The sequence below is a fragment of the Bacillus proteolyticus genome (assembly GCF_001884065.1).
In the GTDB taxonomy this organism is placed as follows: Bacteria; Bacillota; Bacilli; order Bacillales; family Bacillaceae_G; genus Bacillus_A; species Bacillus_A proteolyticus.
This window is the reverse complement of record NZ_MACH01000053.1, coordinates 78,743-99,046: the sequence shown is the minus strand read 5'-3', so window position 1 is coordinate 99,046 and position 20,304 is coordinate 78,743. Positions and strand designations below refer to the sequence as shown.

Below are 20,304 nucleotides of genomic sequence, written 5' to 3'. Positions count from 1 at the left end.
GCAAAAAGTAACATTCATTTTCCTAATCAAAAAAGCCGCAATAACGATTGCGGCTTCTGTTACGGTTTTCTTTTATATGTCCACTGACGGTTATGATTTGTGTTCTCTGGAAACCGATCCCCGGCAGTTAATTTCACCATTTGTGGATCTTTCACCATACTTCCCGTTTCACCAATTTCTACATAAATTCCATCATTTGGCGCTTTTTGCCCTGAACGAAACCTGCGATTTTGTCCCATTTCCATTCTCCTTCCATGACGTCTTGCCTCATTAGTATATCCATTTTAAAAGAAAGCTTTTCTGTCATGTTTAGGAAACAAGTACTACCGTTTACTCATGCACATATATATAATTACACAAGATTAAGCAGGAATTATTGGCATATTTGTTGAAAAAAAGAAACCAACCTACTTTAGGCCAGTTTCAAAGGAGAGTCAAACATATACGAGAAGATTACATGTTCATTATAAGTCGCATCGGTCAAACAATGTAACCCTTTTCACAAATTGTACATAATGAAAGAAACATTGTTTGAACTTTCTAAAAAGTTGTTGACTTTCCCTAATTTCCAATGAGAAATAGTAGACACCACAGCGCTTCACGACGTAAGATGGATATATAGTGAAACTTTCATTTACAGTAGTTTCACCCAGTCTAACCTCTTATTTCTGCATATTAAAAACGGAAATACAGATAGAAACAAAAAAATTATTATAAGAGGTGAAATTATGAATAAACAACATTTAATCGCACTAGACCTAGACGGAACTTTATTAACAGACAACAAAATAATTTCTCCAAGAACTAAAAACACAATTGCAAAAGCAAAAGAACAAGGACATATTGTTGTTATTTCAACAGGGCGTCCATTCCGCGCTAGTTACGATTATTATAAAGAACTTAGCCTTAACACACCAATCGTAAACTTTAATGGCGCTTACGTGCATCACCCACTTGATTCAAGTTGGGGAACACATCACTCTCCTCTTGAACTTTCAACGGCGCAAGAAATCGTCCGAGCTTGCTTTGATTTCGGCGTAAAAAATGTATATGCCGAAGTCATGGATGATGTGTATGTCCGTGAAATTGATGAAGATAAAAAACATATTTTTGAATTCGGTTCTCCAAAGATTTTCACAGGAGATTTATTAAATATTTTAAACGACCATCCAACTTGCTTATTAATCGACGCACATGACGAGCATTCCGCTGCAATTCGTCAGCATTTAACAGATATGCACGCTGAAGTCATCGATCATAGAAAATGGGGTGCGCCTTGGCCAATTATTGAAATTGTAAAAAGCGGATTAAATAAAGCTGTCGGATTACAAAAAATTTCAGGTCATTACAATATTCCTAAAGAGCGAATTATCGCTTTTGGTGATGAAGATAACGACTTTGAAATGATCGAATTTGCTGGTCATGGCATCGCAATGGGGAATGCAATTCCTGAATTAAAATCACTCGCAAATCATACGACATTAACGAATGAAGAAGATGGGATCGCTCTATATTTAGAAGAGGTTCTTGGGTTGTAATCTAAAAATTCCCTGCTTATAGTTTCTCGCCAAACGCTCATACTATAATTAGACGCAAAAGTCAGCGCGTCAATTGTTTTCAGCTAAATAAAGGGGGTTTTTCGAATGGGTAAAAAGAACAAATCAAAACGTTTTATCCAGCAAGGAGCCGATTCTATTATGAAGCATGATGCAAGATTCCCGTACAGAGGTACATTAGCTGAGGCAGAAAAAGCAAGAAGTAACTCTTCATTTGGAGGGGTTTAAATGGGGAACTTACTATTCCAACAAGCTAGAGATGCTGTTGCAAGTGCCGTTTCTTGTTCAAGTGGCGCTGAACAACAGGAACTCGTTTATAGAGCAAAAAACTCTTTGCACTCTGCTTATGCAAACTCTTCAACTGCTGAAAAAGTTCAGCTACGTGAAATGCAGGAGCAATTGCAAAACATTACGAATTCGCATTAAAAAAGGAGGACCAGCTTTGGTCCTCTTTAATCTTTTCTAAACAATCCAAACACACCGACCGTTTGCAGTATATTTGTAAATGCACCTGGGTCTACTTGTTTAATAACCCTCTCTAATTCGTACAACTCATAACGAGTAATAACAATCATTAACATTTCTTTATTTTCATTTGTATAAGCACCTGTTGCCGGTATAGTTGTAATCCCTCTCACCAAGCGCGAGTGAATCGCCTTTCTTACATCTGCCCCATTCTTCGTAACAATTAACGCTGTAATCTTCACATGACGAGTATGAATCGCATCGATAATTCTCGTTGACACATATAAAGTCACCAACGTATATAACGCTTTCTCCCACCCATATACATAACCCGCAGCAATAATGATAATTGCATTAAAAAAGAAAAAATATGTGCCAACAGGTTTATCTTTTATCTTAGATAAAATCATAGCGATAATATCTAAACCACCTGTAGAAGCACCCCATTTTAACGCAATTCCTACTCCAATTGCAGAAATAATCCCACCAAAAATCGCATTCAATATAATATCATTCGAAACCGCTCGAACTGGGATGATTTCCAAAAACAATGTCATAAATACAACGCATAAAAAACTAAAAAACGTAAACGCCTTCCCAACCTTTTTCCACGCTAAAATAACGACAGGAATATTAAACAAACTAAACAATACTCCTGTAGATATATGAATAGATAAAAAGTCACCTAATATTTGTGATAATAATTGAGACAATCCAGCAAAACCACTCGCGTACACTTTCGCTGGTGTTAAAAATAAATTCATCCCAATCGCATTTAATAAACCCGCAATGATTACAACGACTAACTTCTTAATAAGTTCAGTATAATTCAGCTTCAAATCCATTTTCTAATCCACCTTTAGTATTCATGAATGCACCGCTATACATAGTCTTTACGAAAAAGGAAATGATAAACGTACAACGTTTAGAAATGGAGTTGATACATATGCCACATACGAGCGATAACGACAAAAAAGCACGCGATAATAATGCAAAGCGCACTCAAAAAAATGAACAAGAACAAAAAAATATTCAGCAAGGAAAACGTGCATATTCTAAGAAAACCGATCACCTTTGATTACATCGTACATCAACATTAATGTTGATGTACTTTTTTTACATTTCACAGGAAAAAAACATTAAAAATTCACTTCATGTTCACTTCTATATTCTACAATAGCGATAACATATTCGGATGAGGTGTTAGCATGAAAGGAAAAAGTATATTCATTATCACGGCACTAATAAGTATAATAATGCTATCTGCTTGCGGACAAAAAAATGACTCGGCCACAATCGCCACAACAACAAACTCAACCATTACAAAGAGCGATTTCGAAAAGCAATTAAAAGATCGCTACGGAAAAGACATGCTATATGAAATGGTAGCACAAGATGTTATCACTAAAAAATATAAAGTATCTGATGATGCGGTAGATAAAGAAGTAGAAAAAGCAAAAAATCAATATGGAGACCAATTTAAAGCAGCACTAGAAAATAATCGTTTAAAAGATGAAAAAGATTTCCAAGATCAAATTAGATTCAAACTCGCATTGAATGAGGCGATTAAACAAAGCGTTACAGAAAAAGATGTAAAAGACCGCTATAAACCAGAAATTAAAGCTAGTCACATTTTAGTAAGCGACGAAAATGAAGCAAAAGAAATAAAGAAAAAATTAGATACCGGCGCTTCATTTGAAGAGTTAGCAAAACAAGAATCTCAAGATTCATTATCAAAAGATAATGGCGGAGACCTCGGATACTTCGGATCAGGCAAAATGACACCTGAATTCGAAAAAGCTGCCTATAAGTTAAAACCCGGCCAAATTAGCAATCCCGTTAAATCACCAAACGGCTATCACATTATTAAACTAACTGATAAAAAAGATTTACAACCTTACGATGAAGTGAAAGACTCTATACGTAAAGACTTAGAGGAAGAGCGTATTGCTGATCCTTCCTTCGGTCAAAAATTATTACAAGATGAGTTAAAAAAGGCGGATATTAAAATAAACGATAGTGATTTGAAAGATACATTTTCTCATCTTTTTGGGAAAGAGAACTAAAATAAAGCACAATCTTATTAAAAAAATAAGATTGTGCTTTTTAATCTTCCATCAATTTTTCCAATTTTTTCTTCAAGCTTTTATAATGCCAATTGATATGGTCTAACTCTATCTCTACTTCAATTAACGCATCTATTAAGTCTTCTTTAGACTGCTGAGAGTGTATCATATTTTCAAGCATTTTTTGAAAGCTTTCACTACTCTCATATATATCATATAGATCTACCGCTGCTATTTCACTTTCTTTTTCAGGAGATAATACGGAAAGACGTTTTATTAATTGTTCTAGTACATTCTCTTGCACTATCATGCCTCCCTTTTCAGCCGATACTTATGCAGATTTCTCCAACATTTCAAAACTAACCACGGATACCACAACACCTCTTCTGCCTCAATTTCCCCATCATCAATTAAATGGATAATCTGCTTCGCATCTTCATACTTATCAACAAGTGATAAATCATTTAATTTCTTACCAAAATCCACTTGTAGATTGTTATGAATAAAAGAATAAAAATCATTGTTACTAAAGCCACATATATCAAATCCTAATATTTCATCGTTTTCAACATCCGCAGGTAATGCACTTTCGAGAAAATCATATATCGAAGCTTCAAAATCATTTTCGTCTCGCTCATTCATTAAGAAATCCGTCCGATACTCTTCTGAAAGATACAAACTAATAATCTCCAGATTTTCTATCCCCTTTAAATAATTTCGCTTAAAAAATCGTGCATCCTTTAAAGATTTAAAAGTATTCGGCCATGCAAACTTTTTTTCTCGTATTAATGTATCTAAAAAAGATTGTCCACTTTCATGTTCCTCTTTACCAATCTTCAATCTTGCATTTATCATCTGAGCAATAGGGTCATTTCCATTTGAATTACACCAAGGGAAAAACCAATAATCCGGAAAGGTAGGCCGAATCCCATTACATATCGTTAAAATCGTTTGTGATAGTCCCCCAATAATACAATCTTCATAGATAAGTTCCCTATCATAGGAAATTATGAGGTATCCAGCGTTATAATATTTCATTTACACACCTCTTTTCTTTTCCATTAAAAATAAATTCAAATTCTCTTTCATATAGATATAACTATCTATCCTTTCTATATTCTTTAAAATATCCCTCTTCCAACGATTCTCTTACTCCCCCTCTCAATTTTTGCTAAACGCAAAAAGAACTATCTCTTCCCTAATAATTTTAGAGAAAAGATAGTTCTTTTTTATTCACTTTATTTCTTAAAGTAAGTCCAACCTTCTTCTTGGTAAACTTTTTCTTCTTTCATCAACTTACCAAGTGCACGCTTAAATGCAGCTTTACTCATGTTGAAACGTTCTTTAATGTCTTCTGGGTGGCTCTTATCCCAAAACGGCATTGCTCCGCCTCGTTCTTCCATATATTCATAAACTACTGCAGCATCATCTTCCATTCCTTCTTCTTTACGAGGAAGCAGTGAAATGTTGATTGTACCGTCATCTTTCACATCAATAATACGACCTGTTACACGCTCACCAATTCGCACTTGCTCTTTTCTTTCAGTATGGTGTAAGAAAGCACGGAAATGTTCATCAGTTAGTATGAATGAACCAACTTGAAGCGAGCGATACACACGTCCATTTACGTTTTTATTACGCATAGATGGCGTTGCATCTACGATAATTTCTTGCATATCACTGTCTCTTGCCGGAAGAGCAATTAAACGATCACGATTCGTTAATTTTAATGTGCAATATAATTCGTCGCCTTCTTGAGGCCATACTGGCATATAAATCGGAAACTCATCAAGTGGAATTAGTATATCTTTTGATACACCAATATCAACAAACACACCTAAACTAGGAATAACTTCTACAACCTTTACCCAATTCCAATCATGTGTTGTAATAATTGGCTCCTTCATTGTTGCTGAAATACGATTTTGGTGATCAAGGTATAAGAATACATCAATTGTATCGCCTTCTGCAATTTCTCCAGCTAATTCGTTTTTATGCAGGAAGATTTCTTCCTCTTCGTTTCCAACCATATATCCGATTTCCGTTTCGCGTAAAACAGTTACCTGTTCAATCGATCCTAATTGCAAATACATATTTTTTAATTCCCTTCTATATATATAAAGTTATCTTTTTTATCATTCCAAACAAAAGTTAATTATAACACGATTTTTCCTTTATTTGTCCAACTGCCCAAAATTCACTATAATTAAATAAAGACTTTATCTATAGGACTATATTACCCTACGGATGATCCGTCAAAACACTTAATTTGCAACACTCTATCTAATCGATGTATTTTCCGCTATACTTTAATATGTATATTACATAGCCTATTTAGGTGCATGAAAAGATAGAAATTTATTTGGAGGTGCTAACTATGGCAAAAGAGAGTTCTTTTGACATCGTTTCGAAAGTAGAATTACCTGAAGTAACAAACGCAATTAACATCGCATTAAAGGAAATCCAAAACCGATATGACTTTAAAGGTAGTAAAAGTGATATTAAATTAGAAAAAGAAGTACTTGTTTTAACTTCTGATGACGAGTTCAAATTAGACCAAGTAAAAGACGTTCTAATTGCTAAACTTGTAAAACGTAACGTTCCAATCAAAAACTTGGACTACGGAAAAGTTGAAGCTGCATCTGGTAACACTGTTCGCCAACGTGCAACTCTGCAACAAGGTATCGATAAAGATAACGCGAAAAAAATCAACAACATCATTAAAGAAATGAAATTAAAAGTGAAAACACAAGTTCAAGATGACCAAGTACGCGTAACAGCGAAAAGCCGTGATGACTTACAAGCAGTAATCGCAGCCGTTCGCAGCGTTGACTTACCAATCGACGTACAGTTCATTAACTACCGCTAAAAAGAAACCTCCTCTATTCAGAGGAGGTTTTATACTTATTACGAGCAACAATATATTGCTTTATCAAATGATTTTTCTGGAATATACACTTTATCATTTTCAATTTTGTATTTAATATTATTTCTCTTAAGAACCGCTGTATCAACAGAATGAACACTATCGCCCCACTGAACAAATTCCCCATCGTCACCGTTGGCCCCAAAATACAAACTTACGAATACGATAAGAAGACAAGAACATAGAGCGAACAACTTCTTTCTCCCCAAATATCTCACCTCATCTTAAACTGCAAACGGACTACTAAAAAGAAGAGTTACTCATTTCCGTTTCTTTTTAACCGCAATTAAAAAAGCAATAAATAATACATTCACACCAACTATTAAGGAGATAAATAACCAATTCACACCTGTTTCTTCGCTAACTTTATATACATTGGATTCTTCTCGCTTTAAAACGAGATAAAAATTCCCGTTTTCTTCTCTTATAATTTCGTCTTCTAACAATCCTCTTAGCTCTTGTTTTTCACCAATTGTACTTACAGGCAAGGAAACTTTTTGTGTTTCTTTCGTATTATTAATCGCTACTAGTGTTACTTCGTCTTTATACTTTCGTTTTAATATACTCATTCCATCTTTATCATATAGAAGTTCAAACGTACCACGTCGTAAAGATGGTCTCGTTTGTCTAAGTTCACCTAACTTCGTTATGTGCTGCATAAACTTTTCATCCGATTTAAAATCCATTAATCGTCTATTATCTGGAGCACCCCCTCCATCTAATGCGATTTCAGTTCCGTAATAAAAATTCGGTATACCTGGTGATGTTAATAAATATGTAAGAGCTAGTTTCAAACGAGATGGTGGATAATTCATATTCTCTTTTGCAATCCGGGCAAATCTTTTTGTATCTTGATTATCTAAAAATGTAACGGATTCCCCGTCTTTTTTACTCACATCATATAAAGCTTTCACCGATACATCAGCTTTGGAAAACGATTCTACTATTTTTTCGTTGTATTCACTATCTTCTTTTGTCATAATATGAAAATCTTTCTTTATCGCTTGCATATCTTTTTGCACGTCATCCCAGAAAGAACGCGACTTTTTTTCACTATGTATTACATAACTTCCATCTAAATCAACTTCTTTGATCCACCATTTCATCGAGTCGATGACTTGTTGTTCGTTTTCTCCAATCGGAAATTGAAATACAACTTTCATTCCTTTTTGGTGAGCCTCATTTACAAGTTCTTTCACATCATTTTCTGTTCCGAAATGTTCATTTACTTTTTGAAAGTTTTGAACACCTAATCCATCATACTTTTCACTTTCAAAAAGCGGCGAAAGCATAATAGTAGTAAAACCCATTTCTTTTATGTAATCCAGTCTTTTTATAATCCCTCGTATATCTCCACCCTGATACCCCTCTAAATTTCCAACGTCTAACTGTTTGTCATTTTTCGGTTCTCCATTATTGAAGCGATCAATCATAATGGAATATATGACTTCATCTCGCCACTCTCTTTTTTCGTCTGCAAAAGTATGTATTGGTACAAACAAAACGACGGCTAAACAAAAACAAATGAATAGTTCCTTAGTCCATATTTTTTTCACACGCATCCCCCAAACTTCTAATTGTAAGAATATTATACCAATTATTAGAACAAATCGCATACGTTGATTTTATCCCTCCAAAATACCTAATGTTAGATTTTCTAACATCAACCAAAAGTTTTCTGAATTTTTAGTTGATTTTTCTTTTTATTTCGAATATGATATGAAACATAACAAGTCGATGTTATCTTTTCTAACATCATAGGAGGAGAGAGAATGAATACGGGAGATACAGTTTTTATTTTTGTAACGACAGTAATGGTCATGTTGATGACACCAGGATTAGCACTTTTTTACGGGGGCATGGTTCGCAGTAAAAACGTACTCAGTACGACAATGCACAGTTATAGCGCAATGGCTATCGTTTCGATTCAATGGATTGTTATCGGTTATTCTTTATCATTCGGACCAGATTGGCACGGGCTTATTGGCAATCTCGATTGGTTCGGTCTAAATGGAGTTACCTACGCACCAAATCCAGACTACTCATCTACTATTCCTCACAATTTATTTATGATGTTCCAACTTATGTTCGCTATTTTAACTCCCGCTTTAATTTCAGGTGCATTCGCCGAAAGAATGCGATTTTCCGCCTTTCTTATTTTTATCCTTCTTTGGACAACAATCGTTTACAATCCTGTCGCTCATTGGGTGTGGGGCGTTGGCGGGTGGCTAAGAGAACTTGGTGCGTTAGACTCCGCTGGTGGTAATGTCGTTCATATCACATCTGGTGTTGCCGGTCTTGTATTAGCTATTTTCCTAGGAAAACGAAAAAACATAAGCGGTACCTCTCCTCATCATTTACCATTTACAATGCTAGGCGCAGGCTTACTCTGGTTCGGCTGGTTCGGTTTTAACGTCGGTAGTGCATTATCTTTAAATGACGTAGCTTTAACTGCATTTATTAATACAAATATAGCCGCTGCTGCTTCAGCTCTAACTTGGATGCTTTCTGAATGGTTCTTCCAATCAAAACCGACTGCGATGGGAGCTGCTTGCGGGGTTGTTTCTGGTTTAGTCGCAATTACGCCAGCTTGCGGATTTGTTACACCTTTCTCCGCTCTTCTTATCGGAGCAATTGGCGGCATATTATGCTTCAGCGCCGTCTTCTTCTTAAAAACAAAATTCGGATACGACGATACACTCGATGCATTTGGATGCCACGGCATCGGAGGAACTTGGGGCGGTATTGCAACCGGACTTTTCGCAACAACTTCTATAAATAGCGATGGCGCTAACGGATTATTTTACGGAAACGCAGCTCTCCTTTTCAAACAACTTGTAGCAATCGGAGCAACATATGCATTCACGATCATAATGACGTACGCCATTATTAAGGCTATTAACTTCTTCCTTCCTGTTCGCGTCGATGAGCACGAAGAACAAATGGGGCTTGATATTTCGATGCACGGGGAGAAAGCTTACGAGTATACTGAGCGGGTAAATTAAAAAAGAGATGCAATCTATTCATAGTAGATTGCATCTCTTTTTATCGTACTTGTTGATAGTATACCCCGGTCAGTATCAATGTAAATATATCAGCGATTCTTCGGGTATATCGACGTTTCGACACATTGTATCGATTTACTAACAAATTCCGACATAATTTAAACGTACAATACCCCGTGTAAAGCTTATTTTACACATAAAAAGACGACCGAAACCCGGTCGTCTTTTCCTATTTATTTCGGAGTATTCCCTACATATTGCGTAATATCAACATTTAAAGCTTGCGCTAAGCGCATTCCATACTCTTGATCTGCACGGAAGAAATTACAAACAGCTAATAATTTCGTGCGCTCATTTACGTCCTTTAAGTCATTTGTTAAGTTCGCAATTAAGTTGTCTTGTTCTTCTTTAGAGAATGAACGGTAACGCTCACCTGCTTGTTTGAAATCATTTGGTTTCTCAATTTTTTCACGAGATACATAGCCTTCTACTTTCATAGTTGAATCGCGGTAAGCTTTGTCTTCAACTGGATTTTCAGTATGACGGCTCGGTTCGTAGTTGATTGTAGATGGGTTTTGATTCACTTGCATCGCACCATCACGTTGTTGGTTATGAACAGCTGCATATGGGCAGTTTACAGGAATTTGTAAGTAGTTTGCACCAAGGCGATAACGCTGTGTATCTGGGTAAGAGAATAAACGACCTTGTAATAATTTATCTTCAGATGGTTCAATACCATTTACAGTTGCACTTGGAGAGAATGCCACTTGCTCTACTTCTGCGAAGAAGTTTTTCGGATTTCGATTTAACGTCATCGTCCCTACTTCAATTAATGGGAAGCGATCTTCTGGCCATACTTTCGTTGGGTCTAATGGATCGAAATCTAAAGAATCCGTTTCTTCTAGTTGCATCACTTGTACGTGTAAATCCCATTTTGGGTGGTTTCCTTTTTCGATCGCATCGAACAAGTCACGAGTTGCATGGTTGAAGTCTTTCCCTTGTACTTCTTGCACTTCTTTTGCACTTAAGTTACGTACACCTCGCTGTGGTTTCCAGTGATATTTAATGTAAACGATTTTACCTTCTGCATTAATCCATTTAAATGAATGGACGCCGAAACCTTCCATTTCACGGTAGTTTGCTGGTGTACCATAATCAGAAAACACCCATGTCATCATATGTGTTGATTCTGGAGTTAACGTCATGAAATCCCAGTAACGATCTGGAGTTTGAATATTTGTATCAGGTGCTGGTTTTAAAGAATGCACCATGTCTGGGAATTTAATTGCATCACGAATGAAGAAAACCGGCAAATGATTACCTACGATATCGTAGTTTCCTTCTTCTGTATAAAATTTAACAGCGAACCCTCGTGGATCACGCGCTGTTTCCGGAGAACCTTGACCATGAATAACCGTTGAGAAACGAACGAATACAGGTGTTTCAGTTCCTTCATTTTGTAAAAACGCTGCTTTCGTATATTGCTTCATGCTGTTTTTAGTTACGAATACACCATGAGCACCTGCACCACGTGCATGCACAACGCGCTCTGGAATACGTTCACGATCAAAGTGAGCCAGTTTTTCTACTAAATGATAGTCTTCTAACAATACCGGTCCACGGCGACCAGCTGTACGAGAATTTTGGTTATCTCCAACCGGAGCACCTTGGTTTGTTGTTAAGCGATTATTTGGATTCGTCATGGGGGATCATCCTCTTTCTTTCATAGTAATTATTATTTATTTAAAATTATTATAAATTAATTATTATTTAAAACTAAATCCTTGTCAACTATTTCCTTCATTTTTTTGGAAACAATTTCAGCTAAGCAATCAATAAATACAGATTGTGAATTAGGCATATTTGGTCTAAAATATGCGGCATTTAATTCATCAGTTACAACTTTACATTCATAATCGTTGTCATATAAAACTTCTAAATGCTCTGCCACAAAGCCAACTGGACAATATACGAAAGACTCATAACCATGTTCTTCATATAAATCTCTCGTTAAATCTTGCACATCTGGCCCAATCCATGGATCTGGTGTATTTCCAGCGCTTTGCCAACCCGTTTTATAATGCTTTATACCGGCTTCTGCCGCAATTAAATCCGCTGTCTGCTGTAATTGCTCTACGTAAGAATCACCTGCTGCAATAATTTTTTCTGGCAAACTATGCGCCGAAAAAATTACGACTGCTTTCTCTTTATCTGCAATAGTAGTAAACGTTTCTTGTATTTGATTTGCCCAATACGAAATAAACTTCGGTTCATCGTACCATTGCTCAATCGGTTCAATAACAGGCCCACCTATTTCTTTTGATAGGCGAATTGCACGGTCATTATACGCTTAATGCTAAATGTAGAATAGTGCGGTGCTAATACGATGCTAATCGCCTGCTCAATTCCATCTTTCTTCATCTCTTCTACTGCATCTTCAATAAACGGAGTAATATGTTTTAAACCTAAGTAACAAACAAATTCATACTCTGTATACATTTTATTCAATGAATCTGTTAATTTATGCGCTTGCTCTTTCGTAATTTTTGCAAGCGGCGAAATTCCACCAATCGCTTTATAGCGCCCTACTAAATCTTGAAGCGCTTCTTCAGACGGCTTACGCCCATGACGGATATGAGTATAATACGCCTCTACATCATCTAATGACTCCGGTGTTCCATACGCCATTACAAGCAAACCTATTTTCTTCTTCGTCATCTATATAACACCTCAATTTTGTCCCACGTTAACGGGCAGTAAGACTCCCACCTCAAAATTCGGCGAGTGCAAAAAATTTAGCCGGAAGATCAACTGCCCGTAAACGCCCGATTGGTGAGGGCTGATAATCAGTGGGGGATACCCCCACTGATTAAAGTTTCACCTTATAAATGAGAATCTTTTTCAAGAACATTTGTTTCCAATTATAACAAGTAATAATAAGTACGTCAAAATAATTATTCTAAATAAGTATTATTTCTAATATGATTTTGAATTTTATATGACAATTCATTTAATATTATTTGTCATATTTTTGTATCCTTCTTAATTACTGTGGAACTTCACAACACCTTAAAAAAATCTCAATATTCTGGTTATAATCCCTCAAAATTTGTACTTTACTATTTATCTTAGAAAAGAAAACAGAATTCCGTCGAATTCTAATTAAAGAAGCATATAAGGAGGATTTAAAATGACACAACCTTTTATAAAAAAAGCAGTATTGATTTCTACACTTTCCATGAGTACGATCCTATCCACGACACTTCCATTTAACGTTTTAGCTGCACCCACCCCAGCAATACAAATGCAACAAGAAAAACTCACTGACGAGGTTATGAAACTTTCGTTCGAGGAAAATCTAAATGATAGTTCCGCGTCCAATCACATCATTTCGTATAAAAATGGTAATCCTTTATTTACAGATGGACGCATAAATAAGGCTCTCAAGTTTAAAGCAATATCACAAAAAACCGCTTCTTATATCGACTTAGGAGACACTTCGCAATTAAAATTTGGAGAAAGTACAGATTTCACAGTAGCCTTTTGGGTAAAATCTTCCGGGGTAAATGCTGATCCGGCTATCATTTCAAATAAAGATTGGAATAGCGGCGGAAACTTAGGCTGGTTTATTGGGTTAAAGGACAAGGCCCTCCTTTGGAATTTCAAAACTTCTGGTAGCTCTCGCATAGATGCCTCTATTCCAAATATCGCTGATAACGTTTGGCATCACATTACGATTTCTCATGACCGCGATGGATATGCAACTATTTATAAAGACGGAAAGCTAGAACAACAAATTGATATTAGTAAAACGAAAGGTACAATCGATACAAATTACACAACAAAAATTGGAGTTGATGGCAAAGGAACCTTATTTGGAAACAACTTTGACGCAACACTAGATGAAGTATCTATTCTAAGAAAAGCAGTAACAGCTGCAGATGTTCAAAAGATGTATCAATCCGCTCCACCAATTGCTGTTACTGACATCTCCATTGATCAACCAACCCTTCATTTAAATATTGATGGTTACACCTATTTACAATCCAATATCCAGCCTTCCGATGCAACAAATAAAAAAGTTACTTGGACAAGTAGTGATAAAAGCATCGCAGACATTGAAGCGACAGACGAAAGAGTCAAAGTAATTGGAAAAGGCATTGGGAAAACGACAATTCAAGCCATTTCTGAAGATGGAAAAAAAGCCGCTACTGCAGAACTAACTGTTGGAAATCCTTTAGATATAACGCGTGATGGTTTACTTAAACAAGACGATTTAAACTTTATAAAACAATACACCGGATCAGATATAAATAGTCCAAACTGGGATGAAATTAAGCATGCGGATTTAAATGAAGATGGAAAAATTGACGAACAGGACATGCTTCCTCTTCAAGAGCGGTTAAAACAATCTACAAACTACCCATACAAACATGTCTTTATTATCGGGTTAGATGGAGCCGGTATCGCTGTTAAAGATGCTACTGCTCCTAATATTAAAAATTTTATCGCTAACGGTGCCAGCACTTATAACGCGCAAGCTCTTTCACCAACGATTAGCGCTCAAAACTGGGGTGGCATCATACATGGTGTAACACCTGATAAAACCAAACTTGATAATACAGTCGCAGGGTCAGTAGCATTCCCTGAAAACTCACCTTATCCATCCTTTATGAAAGTACTAAAACAAGAACGACCATACGCAAAAATAGCCTCATTCGCTGGATGGAGTCCTATTAATAAAGGGATTATCGAACAATCTGTAGGCGCTCACTTAGAGTCTGTCCCGGATGACCAATTAGCACCAAAAATCTCAAATTACATTAAAACCGAGGGAAAAGATACTGCGATCACATTCATTCATTTTGACGATATTGATGGTGCTGGGCATTCTAAAGGCTACGGTAGCCCCGCATATATGCAACAAATTGAAAAAACAGATAAAAATGTAGGGGTTGTATTAGATGCAATTCGTGACGCTGGTTTATTAGAAGATAGCCTCATTATTATGACAACGGACCACGGAGGAAAAGGATATGGACATGGCGGAGAATCTCCTGAAGAAAAGACAATTTTTTGGGCGGCAAACGGCCCTGGAATTCTAGCAAAATCCTCTATTACAACTTCTATGACGAATATGGATACAGCGGCAGTTGTAGCACAAGCACTGCGCTCGAATAAACCTATGACTTGGGACGCAAAAACACCCGAGAAATTACTTGAAACGTTCCCTACTAACCTTACACTTAATCAATCCGAACACTCTTTAAAAGAAAGAGAAACCTTTGAACTTGTTGCGAAGATTACCCCAAACGTTACAAATAAAAAGTTAATTTGGAAAAGCGATAATCCAAATGTAGCAACAATACAAGCAACGGATGAAAAAGCAAGTATCCATGCTGTACAAACTGGTACTACAACTATCACTGCAACAACTGCTACTGGCGAATATGTAGCAACATGTAAAGTAACTGTCGAACCAAATCACGTGCCCGTTACAGGTATCAAAGTAGACGAGCGATCTTTTGAGCTAAACCAAGGAGATGAAAAACTTGTATCTGCCTCCGTTCTTCCTGAAAATGCAACAAATCAAAAGATAGTTTGGAAAAGTAGTGACACAAACATCATTGCCCTGGAAACCCAAAATGATACAACTCATGTGAAAGCTTTAAAACCCGGACGTGTTGTCTTAACCGCAACAACAGATGATGGAAAATACAATAGATATGTTTATATTCAAGTGAAATAGAAAAAAGGCGGCTTACACAACATGCAAGCCGCCTCTTACTATTCCTTAATATTCACCCCATACTCTTTAAACCACACATGAATTTGCGCTAAATGAGCTAAAAGCTGAGGCCCAGTCATTAATTGACCGAACCAAGGCGATTGAAATGCACTGCCACCAGATTCAATCAATCCGCTCAGCTGCTCTTTATCGAATAGTTCGTGTAAAATTGATCCTTTATCCGTTAATAAATCTTGTAGCCATACCGTTACTGCTTTCGTATAGTATGGATTATGCGTTTTAGGATACGGACTTTTCTTTCTATACAATATATCATTTGGAAGTAATCCTTCTAACGCCTTACGCAATAGACCTTTTTCGCGGTTTTTATACATTTTCATTTCCCAAGGAATATTCCACGCATATTCGACAAGTCGGTGGTCCGCAAATGGAACGCGTACTTCTAAGCTTGCCCCCATACTCATACGGTCTTTTCTGTCTAATAATGTTGTCATAAACCAAACCATGTTCAAATAAAATAATTGTCGCCTCTTCGCTTCTAATGGGCTTTCTCCCTCTAAAATCGGAACTTCTTGAATGGATTCTTCATAGCGCCTTTGCACATATTGTTGTAAATTTAATTTATTTCTCCATTCTTTCTTTAGAAGTTGTTCACGCGCTTCTGTAGAACGCATCCACGGAAATGCACTTGATTGTAAATCATCTTCTCTATAAAACCACGGATAACCACCGAATATTTCATCTGCACATTCTCCAGATAAACCGACGACAAAATCTTGTTTTATTTCACGGCAAAACCATAATAATGACGAATCAATATCTGCCATACCAGGCAAATCACGAACGAGCACTGCTTCTGTTAAATACTGTGCTAGTTGTTCATTTGAAATGACACAACGATGGTGGATTGTTTGAAATGTCTCAGTCATTAAGTTAATAAATGGAGCATCTGAATTGGGCTGAAATGCATTCGCTTTAAAGTATTTTTCGTTATCTTCGTAGTCAATAGAATACGTGTGCAATTGACCTTTCCCTGATCTTTCATATTCTCTTGCGGCAATTGCTGTTATTGCACTTGAATCTACACCGCCCGATAAAAATGTGCATAACGGTACATCAGAAACTAATTGTCTTGTAATCGCATCTTGTAATAAAAAACGTGTTTTCTCTACTGTTTCTTCAAATGAATCTTCATGTTTTTTGCTTTCTACATTCCAATATCTCCATATACATAAACCGTTCTTTGAAAATGTCATCGCATGACCTGGACGCAATTCTTTAATACCAGCATAAATACCGTGACCAGGCGTTCTAGATGGTCCAAGACCGAATATTTCTGATAATCCTTCTAACGTTACTTCCGCCTTCACCTCTGGATGCGCCAGTATCGCTTTTAACTCTGAACCAAATAATAATCGTCCACTATCATATTTATAAAAAAGCGGTTTTACACCTAATCGATCTCTTGCAATAAACACTTGTTCTTTCTGTTCATCCCATACTACAAACGCATATATACCGTTTAAATGATCGACACATTCTTCTTTCCATTCGATATAAGAAGCTAATAATACTTCCGTATCAGAATGACCCTTGAATGTGTACCCTCTTCTTAACAACTCCTTCCGAATGTCTTCTGTATTATACAGTTCGCCGTTATAGCAAATGGCATAATTCGTTTCATCTTTTAAACAAGTCATCGGCTGTTTACCACCTTCAGGATCTACAACGATTAACCGTTTATGTCCAAATGCGACATTTCCTTTTATCCAAACTTTATTATCATCTGGACCACGTTTCGCTAGCGTTTCCGCCATTTTCGTCACAACGTCCCTTTCCCCTTCTAATGAGCGCTTATAATCCACCCATCCTGTAATCCCGCACATAAGAATCATCCTTCCTAATCTAATATCTGTTTCTGAACGTGCAGTAATCCCCACCCTATGAGTGCGGATACATAAAAACAACAAACTTGACGATAACTAACTATTCATATATGGAATAGCAGTTTCACAGTGTAAAGCGTGTTTTATTGTATGCCCACCTCTCTTTAGGTGTGTCTAGTTATAAAGAACGTACGAACTGTCCATAACAAGAATAACTATTTCTATAAAAGGAGAAATGAACTATGGTACAACGCAAACATATTTTGTATAACCAGCCGCGCGCTCATACAGTCGGTAATGTAGAATATATAAACAATGAGTGGGTATTCTTTGATGATGAAAATGATGAAGCATTTTTATTAGAAGATATTATCCAAGATGGCTTTGAACTTTTGTATAACAACAATTGGCTACCAGCACGTTTCTATGAACAAGATGTATTACAAATCGCCAACGAACAGCACCATTTGCAAAATGGGGAAATGATACGAATTCGAAAAAAATTACTTCTTAGCTATACGGAATGGCTTGAGGAGTTACCTGACTCTGTCTTTACATTATTAACTGAGGCATTACAATCGCTTCATTACTCTTTATATGATTGCATGTATTGTCATAATTATTTATCTTTCTTACCGAAAGAGGAAGCATGCGAAGGTGTAAATATTCTTTTATTTGATAATGAAGAGATGATTTGTACACTACAACACCATTTTGTTCGTCACTCTGCTTCAAATAAAAATATGTTCCGTTTTACGAAAGTAAATGGAGAAGAGTTGCATATCGATGCGACATAAAGTAAAAAAACCACCTTATCTCCCAAATATTTGAGATCATAAGGTGGTTTTATTTTTAATTAAAATACTTGCCAACCAATCGGTAATTTCAATCCAAGGTAAAATACCGCTACTAGCGCGATAACAAATAATCCCCAAAATGCCCCTGTTGCTTTGTTCTTGCTCATTTTCACAAGAACCATTTCCATTCCAGCGATTACTAATATACCAGCTAGCATTTTTAGACCGTACCACATGTGATAGCTCTTATCGACTATAGTTTGATCTAGGTATAACCAAACGCCTGTCACAATAATGATGATATACATTAGGCGAAGCCCCATATGTACACCTTTACCTTTTCTTCCTGCTGAATAAAGTGAATACGCAACGAAGAATAAAATTAATCCTAACGCCCATGCTGTAATATGCATATGTACCATCGTATCCCTGCCTCCTCTTTTTCACACTTTTTCACTCTATATGATAACATGTTCATTTATTTTCAGGAAATGTTTCGCTTTTTTACATTTAAATGCTATAATATTTAGAGTATTTACAAACTTCTTGTAATAACAAAAGGGGGAACAATCATGATTCAAACTAAGGATATTATCGAACTTACAGACACATACGGAGCAAATAACTATCACCCACTTCCAATCGTTATTTCTAAAGCAGAAGGCGTTTGGGTAGAAGATCCTGAAGGAAACCGCTATATGGACTTATTAAGTGCATATTCTGCAGTAAACCAAGGTCATCGTCATCCAAAAATCATTAACGCTTTAATTGACCAAGCTAATCGAGTTACGTTAACTTCTCGTGCTTTCCATAGCGATCAATTAGGTCCTTGGTACGAAAAAGTTGCGAAACTAACAAATAAAAATATGGTACTTCCTATGAATACAGGTGCAGAAGCTGTTGAAACTGCAATTAAAACAGCTCGTCGCTGGGCTTACGATGTGAAAAAGGTAGAGGCAAACCGTGCAGAAATCATCGTTTGTGAAGATAACTTCCACGGACGTACAATGGGTGCTGTTTCTATGTCATCAAACGAAGAGTACAAGCGTGGCTTCGGTCCGATGCTTCCTGGCATTATTGTAATTCCTTACGGTGATTTAGAAGCGTTAAAAGCTGCGATTACACCAAATACAGCTGCATTCATTTTAGAGCCAATCCAAGGTGAAGCAGGAATTAACATTCCACCAGCTGGTTTCTTAAAAGAAGCTTTTGAAGTATGTAAAAAAGAAAACGTTTTATTCGTAGCAGATGAAATCCAAACAGGCTTAGGCCGTACTGGTAAAGTATTTGCTTGCGACTGGGACAATGTAACTCCTGACATGTACATACTTGGTAAAGCACTTGGCGGCGGCGTATTCCCAATCTCTTGTGTTGCAGCAAATAGCGACATTTTAGGCGTATTCGAGCCAGGTTCTCACGGTTCTACATTCGGTGGTAACCCACTTGCATGTGCTGTTTCTATCGCAGCTCTTGAAGTATTAGAAGAAGAAAAATTAACAGAGCGTTCTCTTCAATTGGGAGAAAAATTAGTTGGGCAATTAAAAGAAATTGATAACCCAATGATTACTGATATTCGTGGTAAAGGTTTATTCATCGGTATCGAATTAAACGAGCCAGCTCGTCCTTACTGTGAACAACTAAAAGCAGCTGGTCTATTATGTAAAGAAACACACGAAAATGTAATTCGTATTGCACCACCTCTAGTAATCTCTGAAGAAGATTTAGAGTGGGCGTTCCAAAAAATTAAAGCTGTATTATCTTAATAATAGTGGGGTTGTCCTAAAATATAGGACAACCCCTTTCTTTTTTTAGTAATGTATCGTAAAATAAAATTGAATATTCTGTTTTCTTCAA

20 protein-coding genes and 1 pseudogene are annotated in these 20,304 nt (G+C 36.5%); 10 read left to right on the top strand and 11 right to left on the bottom strand.

Translation table 11 applies throughout. The features are described 5' to 3' along the window. Nucleotides 1-59 precede the first annotated feature (59 nt). Complete coding sequence (locus BAQ49_RS06285) at nt 60-239, bottom strand: YjzC family protein (RefSeq protein WP_071744626.1); 180 nt, start codon at nt 237-239, stop codon at nt 60-62. 489 nt (nt 240-728) lie between these two features. On the opposite strand from BAQ49_RS06285, the gene BAQ49_RS06280 reads away from it, so the two are divergent. The 3 genes from BAQ49_RS06280 (at nt 729) to BAQ49_RS06270 (ending at nt 1,982) form a co-directional block, all read left to right on the top strand. Beyond that, nucleotides 729-1,538, top strand: a complete 810-nt coding sequence (locus BAQ49_RS06280) for a Cof-type HAD-IIB family hydrolase (RefSeq protein WP_001041222.1) — start codon at nt 729-731, stop codon at nt 1,536-1,538. Nucleotides 1,539-1,643: 105 nt separating this feature from the next. After that, nucleotides 1,644-1,784 (top strand): hypothetical protein, encoded by a 141-nt coding sequence (locus tag BAQ49_RS06275; protein ID WP_000516818.1) that lies wholly within the window; start codon nt 1,644-1,646, stop codon nt 1,782-1,784. Further along, the gene (locus tag BAQ49_RS06270; protein WP_000527405.1) at nt 1,785-1,982 is read left to right on the top strand and encodes a DUF3813 domain-containing protein; all 198 of its coding nucleotides are present in this window, start codon (nt 1,785-1,787) and stop codon (nt 1,980-1,982) included. Nucleotides 1,983-2,008: 26 nt separating this feature from the next. Here BAQ49_RS06270 and BAQ49_RS06265 read toward each other — a convergent pair whose 3' ends face one another. Continuing rightward, on the bottom strand, nt 2,009-2,866 hold the full coding sequence (locus tag BAQ49_RS06265; protein ID WP_071744625.1) for a YitT family protein: 858 nt from the start codon (nt 2,864-2,866) through the stop codon (nt 2,009-2,011). A gap of 101 nt (nt 2,867-2,967) precedes the next feature. On the opposite strand from BAQ49_RS06265, the gene BAQ49_RS06260 reads away from it, so the two are divergent. Both BAQ49_RS06260 and prsA read left to right on the top strand, forming a co-directional pair. Beyond that, a complete protein-coding gene (locus BAQ49_RS06260; protein WP_001120851.1) occupies nt 2,968-3,099 on the top strand; it encodes a DUF3941 domain-containing protein in 132 nt (43 codons plus the stop codon). Nucleotides 3,100-3,229: 130 nt separating this feature from the next. After that, the gene (gene prsA, locus BAQ49_RS06255; protein WP_071744624.1) at nt 3,230-4,087 is read left to right on the top strand and encodes a peptidylprolyl isomerase PrsA; all 858 of its coding nucleotides are present in this window, start codon (nt 3,230-3,232) and stop codon (nt 4,085-4,087) included. Between the two features lie 40 nt (nt 4,088-4,127). On the opposite strand, the gene BAQ49_RS06250 is transcribed toward prsA, so the two are convergent. From BAQ49_RS06250 to BAQ49_RS06240, 3 genes are all read right to left on the bottom strand, one after another. Further along, entirely contained in the window at nt 4,128-4,391 is a 264-nt protein-coding gene (locus BAQ49_RS06250; protein ID WP_071744623.1) for a hypothetical protein, read from the bottom strand. A gap of 2 nt (nt 4,392-4,393) precedes the next feature. Further along, entirely contained in the window at nt 4,394-5,125 is a 732-nt protein-coding gene (locus tag BAQ49_RS06245; protein ID WP_071744622.1) for a hypothetical protein, read from the bottom strand. A 200-nt stretch (nt 5,126-5,325) separates the two neighbouring features. Next, complete coding sequence (locus tag BAQ49_RS06240) at nt 5,326-6,180, bottom strand: CvfB family protein (protein ID WP_071744621.1); 855 nt, start codon at nt 6,178-6,180, stop codon at nt 5,326-5,328. A 284-nt stretch (nt 6,181-6,464) separates the two neighbouring features. Between BAQ49_RS06240 and BAQ49_RS06235 the strand changes: the two genes are divergently transcribed. After that, on the top strand, nt 6,465-6,956 hold the full coding sequence (locus BAQ49_RS06235) for a YajQ family cyclic di-GMP-binding protein (RefSeq protein ID WP_001051113.1): 492 nt from the start codon (nt 6,465-6,467) through the stop codon (nt 6,954-6,956). 38 nt (nt 6,957-6,994) lie between these two features. On the opposite strand, the gene BAQ49_RS06230 is transcribed toward BAQ49_RS06235, so the two are convergent. Both BAQ49_RS06230 and BAQ49_RS06225 read right to left on the bottom strand, forming a co-directional pair. Continuing rightward, complete coding sequence (locus BAQ49_RS06230) at nt 6,995-7,222, bottom strand: hypothetical protein (protein ID WP_071744620.1); 228 nt, start codon at nt 7,220-7,222, stop codon at nt 6,995-6,997. 51 nt (nt 7,223-7,273) lie between these two features. Then, nucleotides 7,274-8,629 (bottom strand): alpha-amylase family glycosyl hydrolase, encoded by a 1,356-nt coding sequence (locus BAQ49_RS06225; protein ID WP_071744619.1) that lies wholly within the window; start codon nt 8,627-8,629, stop codon nt 7,274-7,276. Nucleotides 8,630-8,785: 156 nt separating this feature from the next. Between BAQ49_RS06225 and BAQ49_RS06220 the strand changes: the two genes are divergently transcribed. Beyond that, nucleotides 8,786-10,018, top strand: a complete 1,233-nt coding sequence (locus tag BAQ49_RS06220) for an ammonium transporter (RefSeq protein ID WP_071744618.1) — start codon at nt 8,786-8,788, stop codon at nt 10,016-10,018. Between the two features lie 233 nt (nt 10,019-10,251). On the opposite strand, the gene katB is transcribed toward BAQ49_RS06220, so the two are convergent. Continuing rightward, nucleotides 10,252-11,721, bottom strand: a complete 1,470-nt coding sequence (katB, locus tag BAQ49_RS06215) for a catalase KatB (RefSeq protein ID WP_071744617.1) — start codon at nt 11,719-11,721, stop codon at nt 10,252-10,254. A 56-nt stretch (nt 11,722-11,777) separates the two neighbouring features. Further along, a pseudogene (hemH, locus tag BAQ49_RS06210) lies at nt 11,778-12,736 on the bottom strand (ferrochelatase). Between the two features lie 472 nt (nt 12,737-13,208). Between hemH and BAQ49_RS06205 the strand changes: the two are divergent. Beyond that, entirely contained in the window at nt 13,209-15,767 is a 2,559-nt protein-coding gene (locus BAQ49_RS06205) for an Ig-like domain-containing protein (protein ID WP_071744616.1), read from the top strand. Nucleotides 15,768-15,805: 38 nt separating this feature from the next. Here the strand turns inward: BAQ49_RS06205 and asnB are convergent, their stop codons facing one another. After that, entirely contained in the window at nt 15,806-17,653 is a 1,848-nt protein-coding gene (gene asnB, locus BAQ49_RS06200) for an asparagine synthase (glutamine-hydrolyzing) (protein WP_071744615.1), read from the bottom strand. Nucleotides 17,654-17,895: 242 nt separating this feature from the next. On the opposite strand from asnB, the gene BAQ49_RS06195 reads away from it, so the two are divergent. Continuing rightward, nucleotides 17,896-18,450, top strand: coding sequence for a DUF2777 domain-containing protein (locus tag BAQ49_RS06195; protein WP_071744614.1), 555 nt, complete (start codon nt 17,896-17,898; stop codon nt 18,448-18,450). A gap of 59 nt (nt 18,451-18,509) precedes the next feature. Here BAQ49_RS06195 and BAQ49_RS06190 read toward each other — a convergent pair whose 3' ends face one another. After that, on the bottom strand, nt 18,510-18,872 hold the full coding sequence (locus BAQ49_RS06190; RefSeq protein WP_071744613.1) for a YisL family protein: 363 nt from the start codon (nt 18,870-18,872) through the stop codon (nt 18,510-18,512). Nucleotides 18,873-19,022: 150 nt separating this feature from the next. On the opposite strand from BAQ49_RS06190, the gene rocD reads away from it, so the two are divergent. Then, nucleotides 19,023-20,213: an ornithine aminotransferase gene (rocD, locus tag BAQ49_RS06185; RefSeq protein WP_000616664.1), complete on the top strand. Its 1,191-nt coding sequence runs from the start codon at nt 19,023-19,025 to the stop codon at nt 20,211-20,213. Nucleotides 20,214-20,304: the final 91 nt, after the last annotated feature.